At 69.6% G+C, this 13,088-nt stretch carries 11 protein-coding genes; 1 reads left to right on the top strand and 10 read right to left on the bottom strand.

What is annotated here, in order from left to right; all coding sequences use genetic code 11:
• The first annotated feature begins 231 nt into the window (after positions 1-231).
• A complete protein-coding gene (locus tag AB1634_01435) occupies positions 232-2,406 on the top strand; it encodes a response regulator (protein MEW6218184.1) in 2,175 nt (724 codons plus the stop codon).
• Here the strand turns inward: AB1634_01435 and der are convergent.
• The 10 genes from der to AB1634_01385 all read right to left on the bottom strand — a co-directional run bounded on the left by der (position 2,321) and on the right by AB1634_01385 (position 13,086).
• Complete coding sequence (gene der / locus AB1634_01430) at positions 2,321-3,664, bottom strand: ribosome biogenesis GTPase Der (protein MEW6218183.1); 1,344 nt, start codon at positions 3,662-3,664, stop codon at positions 2,321-2,323. The two genes, AB1634_01435 and der, sit on opposite strands and share 86 nt — an antisense overlap.
• Positions 3,661-4,716: a phosphotransferase gene (locus tag AB1634_01425; protein ID MEW6218182.1), complete on the bottom strand. Its 1,056-nt coding sequence runs from the start codon at positions 4,714-4,716 to the stop codon at positions 3,661-3,663. Before AB1634_01425 ends, der begins: the two co-directional genes overlap by 4 nt.
• A gap of 177 nt (positions 4,717-4,893) precedes the next feature.
• Positions 4,894-5,781 carry an NDP-sugar synthase gene (locus AB1634_01420; protein MEW6218181.1) on the bottom strand — a complete coding sequence of 296 codons (888 nt, stop codon included), beginning with the start codon at positions 5,779-5,781 and terminating at the stop codon, positions 4,894-4,896.
• A gap of 43 nt (positions 5,782-5,824) precedes the next feature.
• Entirely contained in the window at positions 5,825-6,667 is an 843-nt protein-coding gene (lpxI, locus tag AB1634_01415; GenBank protein ID MEW6218180.1) for a UDP-2,3-diacylglucosamine diphosphatase LpxI, read from the bottom strand.
• Positions 6,657-7,457 carry an acyl-ACP--UDP-N-acetylglucosamine O-acyltransferase gene (gene lpxA, locus AB1634_01410; GenBank protein ID MEW6218179.1) on the bottom strand — a complete coding sequence of 267 codons (801 nt, stop codon included), beginning with the start codon at positions 7,455-7,457 and terminating at the stop codon, positions 6,657-6,659. The genes lpxI and lpxA overlap by 11 nt, the downstream gene beginning before the upstream one ends.
• 120 nt (positions 7,458-7,577) lie before the next feature.
• Positions 7,578-8,024: a 3-hydroxyacyl-ACP dehydratase FabZ gene (gene fabZ / locus AB1634_01405; GenBank protein MEW6218178.1), complete on the bottom strand. Its 447-nt coding sequence runs from the start codon at positions 8,022-8,024 to the stop codon at positions 7,578-7,580.
• A complete protein-coding gene (lpxD, locus tag AB1634_01400) occupies positions 8,024-9,097 on the bottom strand; it encodes a UDP-3-O-(3-hydroxymyristoyl)glucosamine N-acyltransferase (protein ID MEW6218177.1) in 1,074 nt (357 codons plus the stop codon). The genes fabZ and lpxD overlap by 1 nt, the downstream gene beginning before the upstream one ends.
• 105 nt (positions 9,098-9,202) lie before the next feature.
• Positions 9,203-11,125, bottom strand: a complete 1,923-nt coding sequence (locus AB1634_01395; GenBank protein ID MEW6218176.1) for a response regulator — start codon at positions 11,123-11,125, stop codon at positions 9,203-9,205.
• Positions 11,122-11,583 (bottom strand): hypothetical protein, encoded by a 462-nt coding sequence (locus AB1634_01390; protein MEW6218175.1) that lies wholly within the window; start codon positions 11,581-11,583, stop codon positions 11,122-11,124. Before AB1634_01390 ends, AB1634_01395 begins: the two co-directional genes overlap by 4 nt.
• Positions 11,584-11,643: 60 nt before the next feature.
• Entirely contained in the window at positions 11,644-13,086 is a 1,443-nt protein-coding gene (locus AB1634_01385; GenBank protein MEW6218174.1) for a hypothetical protein, read from the bottom strand.
• Positions 13,087-13,088 lie beyond the last annotated feature (2 nt).

The raw sequence follows: 13,088 nt of genomic DNA, 5'->3' as shown, positions 1-13,088 counted from the left end.
GGATGGCGGCGGCCCAGGGAGGTGCCGCTACCGAGGCCCTGAAGGCGCTGGTCCTGCAGCACCAGTTCGACAAGCTGCACCGGATCGTTGACGCGCATCGGCATGGGCGCAAGGATGGGCCGCCCCCCACCGGCGCGGCTGTTGCCGCTCCAGACGCCAGCGCACCGGAGGCTCCCCAGCCCGGGGGCCTTCCGGTGGCAGGATCCTGAAGGACGCCCAAGGAGACCGGTCATGCTCGAGGGAAATGACCCCAAGGGAAGCATTCTGGTGGTGGATGATCTGGCGGACAATCTCGATCTGCTGTGCGCGATCCTCACCGGCGCCGGCTATGCCGTGCGGTCGAGCACCAGCAGCCTGCATGCCCTGCAGGCCGTGCGGGCGAAGCCTTGCGACCTCATCCTTCTGGACATCCGGATGCCGGAAATGGACGGCCTTGCGATGTGCCGTCATCTGAAGGAGGATCCGACGCTCCGGGGTATTCCGGTCATCTTCATCAGCGCCTTGACCAGCATCGAAGAGAAGGTGCAGGCCTTCGAGGCGGGAGGGGTGGACTACCTCACCAAGCCCTTCCAGGCGGCAGAGGTGCTGGTCAGGGTGCGCACCCATCTGAGCCTGTACCGCATGCAGACCTCTCTCGAAGCGCTGGTTGCCGAGCGCAGCAGCGACCTCCTGGCCAGGACCCGGGACCTGGAAAGGCAGATCGAGGAGCGCCGGAAGACCGAGGAGGCGTTGCGCGAGGCCGAGTTCCGCTACCGCACCGTGGCGGATTTCACCTATGCCTGGGAATACTGGGAAGGACCGGACGGCGGGCTGCGCTACATCTCCCCGTCCTGCGAGCGCGTCACCGGCTATCCTCCGGAGATGTTCCGGAGCAACCCTGGCCTCCTGCACGGCATTGTCCTGGAGGAAGACCGCCCGGCCTGGGAGGCCCACCGCCTCGAAGCCATGGCCGAACGGCGTGCCCGCGAGCAGGAGCTGCGTATCCGTGGCGCGGATGGCAGGATCCGCCACATCGAGCACACCTGCCAGCCCGTGCTGGGCGATGACGGCTCCTTCCTGGGATTCCGCGTCTCCAATCGCGACGTCTCGGCACGCAAGGAGCTGGAAAGGGAGCTCCTGCAGGCCCAGAAGATGGAAGCCATCGGCACCTTGGCCGGCGGCATCGCGCACGACTTCAACAACATCCTGGTCGGCATCTTCGGCTATGCCGAGCTCGCCCTGGGACTGCCGGACAATTCGCCGAAGGCGCGGGAATACCTGGAGGTGGTGCTGGAATCAGCCCAGCGGGCCAAGGATCTGGTCAGACAGATCCTGACCTTCAGCCGCCGAACCGCGCAGGAGCTGAAGCCCCTGCAGGTATCGCTCATCATCAAGGAGGCCCTGAAGCTGCTGCGGGCCTCCCTGCCGCCCTCCATCGTCATCAGGCAGCACGTGGCGGCCACCGACCTGGTGCTGGCCGATCCCACCCAGGTGCATCAGGTCATCATGAACCTGTGCACCAACGCCTTTCATGCGATGCGGGAGGCGGGCGGCACCCTGGCGGTCTCCCTGCGCAGGGTCACCCTCCAGGAGGATGCCGTGCTCCAGGGCAGCGGCTGCCCACTGGGTGATTATCTGCTGCTGGAGGTGGCCGATACCGGCCATGGCATGGACGCGACCACCCGGGCCCGGATCTTCGACCCGTATTTCACCACCAAGGCCGCTGGTGAGGGCACCGGGCTGGGCCTGGCGGTTGTGTCCGGCATCGTCCGGAACCTCAAAGGGCATATTGCGGTGTCCAGCGAGGTCGGGGCTGGCGCGACCTTCCGGATCTATCTGCCGGTCCATGTGCCGAAAGAGTCCTTCCGGCCGGCGCCGGCCGAAGAAGACCGGACCGTTCCCCGGCTGTCCGAGGCCGGAAGGATCATGGCGGTGGATGACGACGAGAAGGTGGTCACGGTCATCCGGGGGCTGTTGGAGAAGGCGGGATTCACGGTGCTCGCCTTCACCGGGGGGCGGGAAGCGCTCTCCTTCTTCTGCCGGAATCCATCCGGGGTGGATCTGGTCGTCACCGACCTCAGCATGCCGGGATACAGCGGCATCGAGCTGGCAAGACGCCTGCTCGCCATCCGGCCGGAGCTGCCGGTGATCCTGTGCACCGGCCACCACGAGGCCATCAGCGAGGAGATGACCCGGAAGACAGGCTTCTTCTCCGGGTATATCCAGAAGCCTTTTGCCGCCGCCGGGCTCCTGGCTTTGGTCCGGAAGACCCTCCGGGAAAAGGGCGGGCGCCGGCCAGCCGACCGCCTCCCGCCCATCAGCCGGTCTCTGCTGGGCAGTCTTACGGCCGCTGGCGCCGGGGCCGCTCCCGCAAGAGGACCCGCACCGGGCAGTCGGAAAGACCCAGGCCCTCCCGGAAGCGGTTGACCAGGAAGCGATGGTAGGAGAAGTGGATGCCGTCCGGCTGGTTGGCGAAGACGGTGAAGGTGGGCGGCCGGGTGTCGGTCTGGGTGGTGTAGTAGAGGCGCAGCCGGCGGCCCTGGTGGAGGGGCGGGCTGTGGGCCGCCACCGCCTCTTTGAGCAGGCGGTTCAAGGGACCGGTGCCGAAATGGGCGTTGAACTGGCGGAAGACCTTCTGCACCGCCGGCAGGATCTCGCCCACCCCCTTGCCGGTGAGGGCGGAGATGAAGAGCCGGGGCACGTAGTCCACGAAGGCGGTCTGGCGGTCCAGCTCGTCCCGCAGCCGCCGCTGGCCGGCAGGGTCGTTGCGCAGCAGATCCCATTTGTTGATGAGGATGATCAAGGCCCGGCCCCGCTCCAGGGCATGGCCGATCACCCGGGTGTCCTGGTCGGTGATGCCCTCGCCGGCATCCAGGAGCACCAGGGCGATGTCCGCCCGGGCCAGGGATTGCAGGCTCTTGAGGACGCTGAACTTCTCCAGCTTCTCCTGCACCTTGCCCCGGCGGCGGATGCCGGCGGTGTCCACCAGAAGATAGGCCTGCTCGTCCCGGACCAGGAGGGTATCCACCGAGTCCCGGGTGGTGCCCGGCACCTGGGAGACGATCATCCGCTCCTCGCCCAGCAGGCGGTTGACCAGGGAGGACTTGCCCACATTGGGCCGGCCGACGCAGGCGACGCGGATGGTCGCCGCCGGCAGGGGCGGCTCGGTGCCGGCCGCGGGCAGCCGGGAGCGCAAGGTCTCCAGCAGGCTCCGGATCCCGTAGCCGTGCTCGGCGGAGATGGGCACCAGCTCGCCGATCCCCAGCTCATAGCAGGCGCCAAGCCCGGCCTCTTCCATCTCCGGGCCGTCGATCTTGTTCACCGCCACCAGGAGGGGCTTGCCGGTACGGCGCAGCTCGCCGGCGATGCGGTGGTCCTGGGGCAAGGCGCCCTCCCGGCCATCCAGAATGAGGACGACCAGGTCGGCCTCCGCCACCGCCTGCCTGGTCTGGCCGGTGACCTGGGCGGAAAAATCGTCACCAGCCGCCGGCTCGATGCCGCCGGTGTCCACCAGGATGACGTCCCGATCCTCCCAGCGCACCACCTCGTAGGCCCGGTCCCGGGTCACCCCGGGGGTCGGATCGACGATGGCCCGGTTGGAGCGGGTGAGGCGGTTGAACAACGTGGACTTGCCGACATTGGGCCGGCCCACCAGGGCGACAATGGGGCAGACGCTGTGGCTCATGGCAACTCTCCCTCTGGATGGGTGCCGGCGCTGGCCAGGAGGGCCGGGATCTCTTCGGCCAGACCGCGCAGCCGGGGGAATGCCGACAGCTCCGGCCAGGTCAGGAGGCGATTGAGGGAGCGGACCGCCCCCGGAATAGACGCCTTGAAAAAGCCCTTGCCCCGCACCTTGACCAGAAAGCCGAAGGCGCCCAGGATCTGCAGGTTCCGCTGCAGGGCGAGATGGCTGAGCTCGACCCGGAAGTCTGGCGGTACCGGCCGGCCCCGGGCGGCCGCCCTCAGGCCATAGAAGTCCAGGAGCTCCTCCTGCTCGGCCACCGGCAGCTCCACATAGGGGTCAAGGAGCAGGCTCGCCAGGTCATAGGCCCGGGGCCCTTGGCGGGCGCCTTGGAAGTCGATGACCGCGAGCGCGCCCTCCGGGGTCAGCATCAGATTGCGGGACTGGAAGTCCCGGTGCACGAGAAAATCCGTGGACGCCTCGCTGGCCCGATCGGCCAACCGATCCAGCTCCCCGGCCACCCCGTCCGGCACCGTTGGTTGGCCGAGATAGCCTTGCCAAAACCGCTCCAGAAAGTAGTCTGCCTCGCGGCGCCGCATGAGGTCCCGGTCGAACAAAGGGGTGTCCCAGGACCAGGCCGGATCAAAGCCCGCCCAGCCATCGATCTGGAGGGCCAGGAGGATCTCGACGGCCGAGCGGTACCAGCCCAGCACCTGATCCCGGGAGGAGGCCTGCGCCACTGCGGTGGCCAGGTGCCGGTCCCCCAGATCCTGAAAGACGATCCAGCCCGCAGGGGGCTCCGCGGCCAGAATCCGCGGCACTGGCACCCCGGCGGCAGCCAGGTGGCGGCCGATGGCGAGGCTCGCCGCCGCCTCGGCCAGCCCCCGGGGCTGGTCCGGATCCGGCAGCACCAGCACCACCGGCGGCCGACCGTGGGCCAGCAGCCGGAAGAACGGCCGGCCGGAGCCATCCCCCCGCAGTCCCTGGCACGTGCATGCCTCCGGCCCCCAGAGCCCCTGGTCCTTCAGAAAGCGAATGATGGCAGGCGACAGCATGGCTTCACGCCTCGCGAAGCGAGAGCAGCAATGGTAGCCGGGGGATTCATCCCCCGGCGGGGCCAGACACAGGCGCCCGGTGCCGGTACGTTGCGACGCCCGCTTCGGGCGGGGACGCTCCCCTCCCCGGCCACCGGTCGTTTCGGTCGATGGGCGCCGCCGGTCTTCAGGAAGCCTTCAACCCGAAACGATGGCATCCGCCAGCTGCGCCCCCGCCGCAATGGCAACGCCAGCCCAGACCACCACCCGGGCCAGGCTCGCCCCGGCCCCCACGGTGACCCCGGCGCCCAGGCAGGCCCAGTCGGCCACGGTGACGCCGGACGCCAGCTGGCAGCCTGGGCCGAGATGGGGGCTGCCGCCCGGCCGGGGCAGATGCGGCGCGCTCAGGCGGCCGGTGAGCAACCGGGCGTGGAGGTCCAGGTAGTCGACGGGGGTGCCGATATCGGTCCAGAAATGGCCGGCGGCCACCAAACCCTGGATGGGCACGCCCCGGGCGATGGCGGCCTGATACCAGGGGATGAGCTCGGCATGGACGCCCGCCGGCATGGCGTCCAGGATCTCGGGCCAGAGGAATTGGACACCGGTGTAGGCCAGGCGGCGGGCGCCCTCGGCCGCCGGGCCGAAAGCCAGCACCCGGTCTGCCTCGTCCACCGCCACCACCCGGAAGCGGTCCTGGTCCTGGAGCACCATGGAGACCGCCGCCCCGGAGGCGAGGTGGCGAGCCGCCAGGCTGGACAGGTCCAACGTGTGGGCGATGTCGGCGTTCACCACCAGCACCGGCTGCCGGCCCAGGATGGGCAGGGCGTTCCTGAGGCCACCGCCGGTGCCGAGAATAGCGTCTTCCTGCAACACGGTAACGCCGGCAAGGCCGGACAGCGCTGCCTGGATCTGGCCGGCCAAGTGGTGGGCGTTGACGATGATCTCATCCACCCCGGCCTGCCTGAGCTGCTCGATGGTGATGGCGAGAAGCGGCCGATTGAGGATTGGAAACAGGGGCTTGGGCAGAACGAGGCTGTGGGGGGCCAGACGGGTACCGAAGCCGGCGGCCAGGATCATGGCCTTCATGACGGTCTTGGCTCCCGGCGGTGGAGGCGGGCCGACGGGCCGGTCACGCTGCCGGCAGCAAAGGGAGGCCGCCGGCACCGGCGGTGAGCCCCACCACCGTAAGGCCCGCCTGATCGGCCAGGGCCAGGGCCTCTTCCCGCTCGAAGAACAGGGACTGGCCGGCCTCCACCGCCAGCACCCGGGCGCCGCTCTCCTGCATGGTGGTCATGGTTTGCACGCCGATGGCTGGCAGATCGAAGCGGAAATCCTGCTGCGGCTTCTTGACCTTGACCACCACCACCTCCTGGCGGCCCAGGCTGCCGCCCCGGCGGATGGCGGCATCGGTGCCCTCGATGGCCTCCACGGCCAGCACGGTGCGATCCCGCACCACCACGGTCTGGCCGATATCGAGCGCCCCGATCGCCTTGGCCATCTGCCAGCCGAAGCGCACATCCGCCAGCTCGGCGGCGGCAAGGCCCCTTCTGGTCAGCTGGCCGGCCGGGAAGAGCAGATGGCCAAGATAGCGGGTGGATTCGACGATCCGGATCCCCTCCTTTTCCAGCTCCGCTGCCACCGCCCGCAGGATGGCGTCGTCCTGGCGGCGGTCGATCCGGCCCCACAGCGCCAGCCCCCGCAGGTCCGGCCGGATGTCCCGCCAGATGCTGGTCTTGGTGATGGCGCCCAGGAGCACCGCCTCTTCGACCTCCTCCTGGCGCAGCACCTCGATGATCCGCCCCAACTGGCCCAGGCGCACCCAGTGGATGCGGTCGGCATAGTCGGCCAGATCCGGGGCCGATTCGCCCTGATGGGCGACCACCACCACCTGGCAGCCCTGGCGGCGGGCCGCCTCGGCAAAGAGGTGCGGAAAACGGCCCCGGCCGGCGATGATGCCGATCCTAGTCGTCACCGCCGTTCCTGCGGATCACCCCCCGGCGGGAGGAACGGAAGAAGGCCACCAGCTCCGCCACCTCGGCGCAGCCAGGGGCCGTTGCCAGGGCCTCCTCCAGGGCTGCCTCCAGAAGAAGCTCCGGCCGGCGGAAGATGATCCGATGCGCCTGGCGCAAAGAGGTGACCGTCTCCTCCGGGAAGCCGGCCCGCCGGAGGCCGACGACGTTGATGCTGCTCACCCGCATGCCGCCCCGGATGCCGCTGACCCGGACAAAGGGCGGCACGTCCAAGCTCACCCCGGACAGGCCGCCCACAAAGGCGAAGCGCCCCACCCGGCAGAACTGGTGCACCGCCACCAGGCCGCCCAGGATCGCCCGGTCGGCCACCTGCACATGCCCGCCCAGGGTGGCGGCATTGGCCATCACCACATGGCTGCCCAGCTCGCAGTCGTGGGCCACGTGGCTGTAGGCCATGAGGAAGTTGTGGTCACCGATCCTGGTCTCGCCCAGGCCATCCACCGTTCCCCGATGAATGCTGGCGTACTCCCGGATCTGGTTGTCGTTGCCGATGGTCAGCCGGGTGGGCTCGCCGCCGTACTTGAGGTCCTGGGGGGCAGCGCCCACGGTGCAAAAAGGACCGATGAGGTTGCGGGCACCGATGACGGTGGGGCCGGAGAGCACGCTGTGGGCGCCGATGGTGGTCTCCGGCCCCACCACGACGCCGGCCTCGATGACCGCCAAGGGCCCCACGGTGACGCTGGGGTCCAGCTCGGCGCCGGGATCAACAATGGCTGTGGGATGGATGGGCATGACGGCCTTTCGGGCTGTGGGGTCAAGGGGACCGCCAGGTTGACGATGCCGGCGCGCCGGCATAAGCCTGGCGGCTCCGGCAGCGCGGGATGCGAAAGGACAGTACGAAGAGAAGGGCCGTCAGGAGAAGACGGCCATGAGCTCGGCCTCGGTCACCAGCTTGTCCTGGACAAAGGCCTGACCCGCCAGCTTCCACAGCTTGGCCTTGCGGCGCTGGACCGCAAGAGAAAAGACCAACTGGTCGCCGGGCACCACCGGCTGGCGGAAGCGCACCGCGTCCATGCCGGCGAAATAGGGCAGTCGGCCAACGAACTCGTCGCCGGTGGACAGATAGGCCAGGACCACCCCGGCCTGGGCCATGCCCTCCAGGATCAGGACCCCGGGCATGATGGGCGTGCCCGGGAAATGGCCTTGAAAGAACGGCTCGTTGATGGTGACGTTCTTGAGGGCCCGGATGCGCTGGTCCTTCTCCCACTCCAGGATGCGGTCCACCAGGAGCAGCGGGTAGCGGTGCGGCAGCAGGTTCAGAATGCCGATATGATCCACGGTGGTGCCTGCAAGCTCCATCAGATACCCCTTATGTCGTGGCTGCTGCCGCGATCGGCCAGCCGCTCCTCCAGCTCGGCCACCCGCCGGCGCAGCTCCCGGACCTCTTTGACCAGCTCCGGCAGCCGGCGGTAGGCGGCGGCGGCCCGCAGCCATTCCCGGTGGGGAATGGCTGGCACCCCCGAGACCGTGGCACCGTCCGGCTGGTGGTCGTGGACCCCGGCCTTGGGTCCAACGGTCACGCCGTCCCCCAGGGTGACGTGGCCGCTCACCCCGGCCTGGCCAGCCAGGATCACGCCGCGGCCCAGGGTGGCGGAGCCGGCGATGCCAGCCTGGGCCACCAGGACGGCGTCCTCGCCCACGGTCACGTTGTGGCCGATCTGCACCAGATTGTCCACCTTGGCGCCTTGCCGGATCCAGGTACGGCCGAAGGTGGCCCGGTCGATGCAAACGCCGGCCCCGACCTCCACGTCATCGTCAATCTGCACCATCCCCACCTGGGGGATCTTCACCGCCTTGTCGTCCGCCCGGGCATAGCCGAAGCCGTCGGCACCGATCACCGCTCCGGGATGGATCACCACCCGGCTGCCGATCACCGAGCGCTCGCCCACAAAGACGCCGGCATGGAGGACCGAGTCGTCGCCAATCCGGACGTCGTCGCCCAGCACGGCCCCGGGATGGATGGTCACCCGCTCCCCCAGCTCCACCCGGTCCCCCAGGACCGCGAAGGGGTGGATGGTGACCGCGGCCGGGATGACACACTCCGCCCCCACCTGGGCTTGCGGGCTCACCCCCAGGCTGCGGAAGGGCCGCAGCACGAACAGGCTCTGCAGGATGGCCACCGCCAGATAGGGGTCGTGGACCCGGATCGCCGGCCGGTCCACGTCCGGCAGGTCGGCGGCAACGATCACCGCCGACGCCCGGCTGGTCGCCAGAAGCGGCAGCAGCCGGCGGCTGGTCACAAAGGTGATCTCCCCCTCCCGGGCAGACGCCAGGTCCTGCACCGCCCGCACATGCAGGTCGCCAGGGCCCGCCAGCTCGCCCCCCACCAGGGCAGCGATCTCGGCCAGGGATTTCGTGGTGTGTCCCTTCAAGCTTCAGGATTCCTTGTTGGGCCTTCGACGGTTCGTCTTTCCGGGTAACGAAAGTGGGGTAGCCTACCAGCTCGGCCAGGGAAATGCAACCCGGGGCGGCCGCGGCTAGTGGCTGGCCTGGCCGCGGCTTTCCCCCGGGGCCTGGCCATTGAGGGCCTGGCGCACCCGGGCTGCCAGCTGGCCGGGCAGGAAGGGCTTGGGGAGGAGGTCATCCGCATCCTCGGCCTCGTCGCCGTGGAGGCGGCTATCCGTGTAGCCGGACATGAACAGACAGCGCAGGCCCGGCTCCTGCTGCCGCAGCCGCGCCACCAGCTCCCGGCCGTCCATGCCGGGCATCACCAGGTCACTGAGCACCAGATCCACCGCCCCGCCCTGCTCCTGGTACAGGCGCAGGGCGGTCTCGCCGTCTTCCGCAGCCAGCACCCGGTAGCCATACCCCTGCAGCACCTCCCGGACCAACTCCCGGAGCGGCGCATGATCCTCCACCACCAGGATGACCTCTGAGCCCCCGGCCAGGCTGTCCGGCTCGACCGGCCGGATGAAGGGCCCCGGTGCGGCCGGCTGCCCGGCTGCGGGCAGCCAGACCGTGACCACCGTACCCATGCCCTGCTCGCTCGCCAGCCCCAGGTGCCCGCCGTGCTGGTGGACGCTGCCGTGCACCATGGCCAGCCCCAGGCCGGTGCCCTGGTTGAGGCCCTTGGTGGTGAAATAGGGCTCGAAGATCCGGTCCTGGATAGCGGCCGGGATCCCGGAGCCGGAATCGGCCACCGAGATGGCCACCTGCTCGCCGGTGATCGGCTGCCCGCAGCTGCGACAGGGGTGGCCCACCCCCGCAGCCTGACGGGTGCCAATCTGGATGGTGCCGCCCCCCCCTGTGGCGTCCCGGGCGTTGACCACCAGGTTGACCAGGATCTGCTCCAGTTGGCCAGGATCGGCGATCACCACCGCCGGCGTGGCAGCCAGATCCATCTCCAGCTCGATATTCTCTTCCACCAGGCGGCGCAGCATGCCGGCCAGATTCCGGATGAGCAGGTTCGCGTCCAGGGTCCGGGGATGGAGATCCTGGCGGCGGCTGAAGGCCAGGATGCGGCGTACCAGATCCGCGGCCCGCCGGGCGCCGTCCTTGATCTCCTGCAGGCGAGGCACCAGGGGGGAGTCGGAGTCGAGACGGCGCAGGGCCAGCTCGGCATTGCCCAGGATGGGAGTCAGGGTGTTGTTGAGGTCGTGGGCCAGCCCCCCGGCCAGGGTGCCGATGGACTCCATGCGCTGGGCGTGGAGCAGCTGCTCGGCCAGCTTCCGCTCCTCGGTGATGTCCCGGGCCACATTGAGACAGACCGTCTCACCGCTGCCCCAGGTGAGCGGAATGCTGACAATGCTGAACAGGCGGCCAAGACCGGGCAGGAACCGCTCATACTGCTGTTTGGCGGCCCGGTCGATGGTGCCGTGCAGCTTGCAGCCCGGGCAGGGCTCCTCGCCACCCATGAGGGCGTCATGGCACAGGTCGCCCTCGGCCAGGTTCGGCAGCCACTCCCGCAGGCGCCGGTTGAAGAAGCGGATCCGGTACTGGGCGTCGATGATGTAGACCACATCCGCCATGGCATCGAAGATGGCTGCCAGGGCGGTTTCCCGCTCCCGGACCGCCGCCACCTCGGCCCGGGCGCTGGCCACCGTGAAGGCCGCCTCCTCGGCCGCCGCCTGGATGCGCTTCAGCCGCTGAAAGCCGATGGAGAGGACGAAGACCACGACAAAGCTGGCGGTATTCACCGCTCCGCTGTGGGGCTCGATGAGCGCCCACCAGTCCCGGTGGCCGGTGTAGAACAGGAGCTGCTTGAGCAGGTGGCCCACCGACCGGGAGCAGGCGAAGACGACAATGGTCACGGTGAGCAGGAAGAGGTAGTGCCGGAAAACGTCGGCCGGCCGCCGCCCGTACCAGATCCAGGCCGCCCGCCAGCACGCCCCGGCCAGGCCGAGCACAGCCAGGCAGCCCAGGATGTCGGTCCAGATCACCGGCCACCAGGGCAGGATCATGGCTGTGCCTGGTCGGCCTGCCGCCAGCGGCGAAGGGCCAGGAAGAGGGCCAGCATGGCCGGCACCAGGACCAGATGATCGAGCCGGCCCAGATAGTAGAGGACGTCACCCGGATCCCGGACCACGAAGGCCACGGTCCGGCCGCCGGCGGCCAGAAGCTGCTCCGGCCGGACCCGCAGCTCCATCCCGTGGCCGAGGCCCGTCACCAGATTCCAGATCAGGAGCAGCCACAGGAAGAGGCGGAACCGTCCGCCCCCGGCCGTCACCATGCCGGGCTTGCGGCTCACGTGGAGGATGAAGGCCAGGCCAGCGATGAAGAGGAGATGGCCAATCTGATGGCCCACCAGCCCCTCCATGCCCCCATGGCTCTGCATGGCCCAGGCCGGGCCGACCGGCACCAGAATGGCGCCGAGGACGAGGATGGCGCCCCAGGGACGCCGGCGGGAGGATCGGGGCATACCGGCACTCTAAAAAACCCACCCAGCAGCTGTCAAAAGAAAAAGCCCGGCCCCAGGCCGTCACGGCCCAGGAGAGGTGCGGGAGTCGCCGTAGCGGAAGAGATGGAGGAGCTGTCCTCCGCCCTGGTCCGGCCCCTGCCAGTGCTGCCACAGGCCGCCCAGGAGGGCGAGGCTCCAGGAGTCCCAGTCGGCACCCCGCCTAAGGTCGAACAGGTAGGCCAGACGCCAGCGGGCCCGGGCCGGCTCCCGCTCGTAGCCGGCGAGGCCGAAGAGAAGGTCGAGCTGCACCAACTCGTCCGGACCGGTCACGAGATCGACCACCCGGAAGAGACCGCCGTAATGAAGGTCGAAGCCGTCCCCCAGGATCGAGAAGGGGTCCAGCACCCGGAGGCGGCGCCAGCCCTGGGCCGAGGTGTCCCGGAACAGGGGCCAGAGGAGGTCGTCTGTGGCCAGCACCTGGCCGGAGCCGGCAGCCAGGTGCTGGCGGTGCCGGGCAATGAGCAGGCCGCTGGCCGTGGTCATCCGCACCCCGCCGGTCAGCTCCTCCTGGCTGCGGGAAAAGAAGGGCCACAGCAGAAAAGACTCCCGGCGGCCGGGCGCGTCGCTCTCGCTCCACAGGGGCCAGTAGCGGCGCAGCCGCCGGTCCGGGCCGTCGCTGATCCGCACCAGGGGCCACAGGAGATCCCGGCTGGTCCAGCCCTGGCCGGGATCCTCGGTCCAGGAGAAGAAGGGCCACAGCCACCAGGTCTCCTGGCGGCTGCCGCTCCAGGCCGTGCCGTAGAAAGGAAAGACGGCAAGCCGCTCCCCCCGTACCCGTTCGCCCTCCAGCTCCTGGGAGCCCGACAAGAGGGGCCAGAGAGCAAACCAGGAACGGGAGCGGCCGGTCTTCTCGAAACGCCCGCCCAGGGGCCACAGCTTGCAGCCCGACTGGTCCGGCCCCTGGGCATAGCTCACCACGGGCCACAGCAGGTGGGTCTTCGCGTTGTCCCCGGTGCGGACCTCACTCCACAGCGGCCAGAGGGCAAAGCGGATCCGGCCGGCGTTGAAGCGGTCTTTGAGCTCGCCAGCCACCGGAAAGAGGCCGCCGTAACGCTCCCCGCCAGCGGTGCGGCCCCAGAACAGGGGAAAGAAGGTGCTGGCAGCGGCCGCCTGGTCCGCGGTCGCCGGCCAGGCGGCGTCCACCGCCGGAATGAAGGTAAGCTCTTGGCCGGCCGGACCGTCCTGCCACCGTCCCAGGGGATAGAGGAAACGGATCGTATCCTGGGTACCCGAGGTATCCGGCTGCCGGGACCAGGACAAGAGGGGTGCGACCACCAGGGTGGGGCGACCCGGGCAGTGGAGACGGCTGACCAGGGGCGGCGCCACCGCCTCGTTGCGGCAGATGTCGAGCCCTGGCGCCGCCGCCGGCAGCAGCGGCTGGCCGGCTCCCTGCTGGCGGCTGGCGCCACAGGCCGGAGCGAGCAAGGCCAGCGCCAGGACCAGGGCGGCGCGGGCCGCCGGCATCC

It is taken from the genome of Thermodesulfobacteriota bacterium (assembly GCA_040755095.1).
Lineage (GTDB): Bacteria > Desulfobacterota > Desulfobulbia > Desulfobulbales > JBFMBH01 > JBFMBH01.
This window is presented reverse-complemented; position numbering and strand designations above follow the sequence as displayed.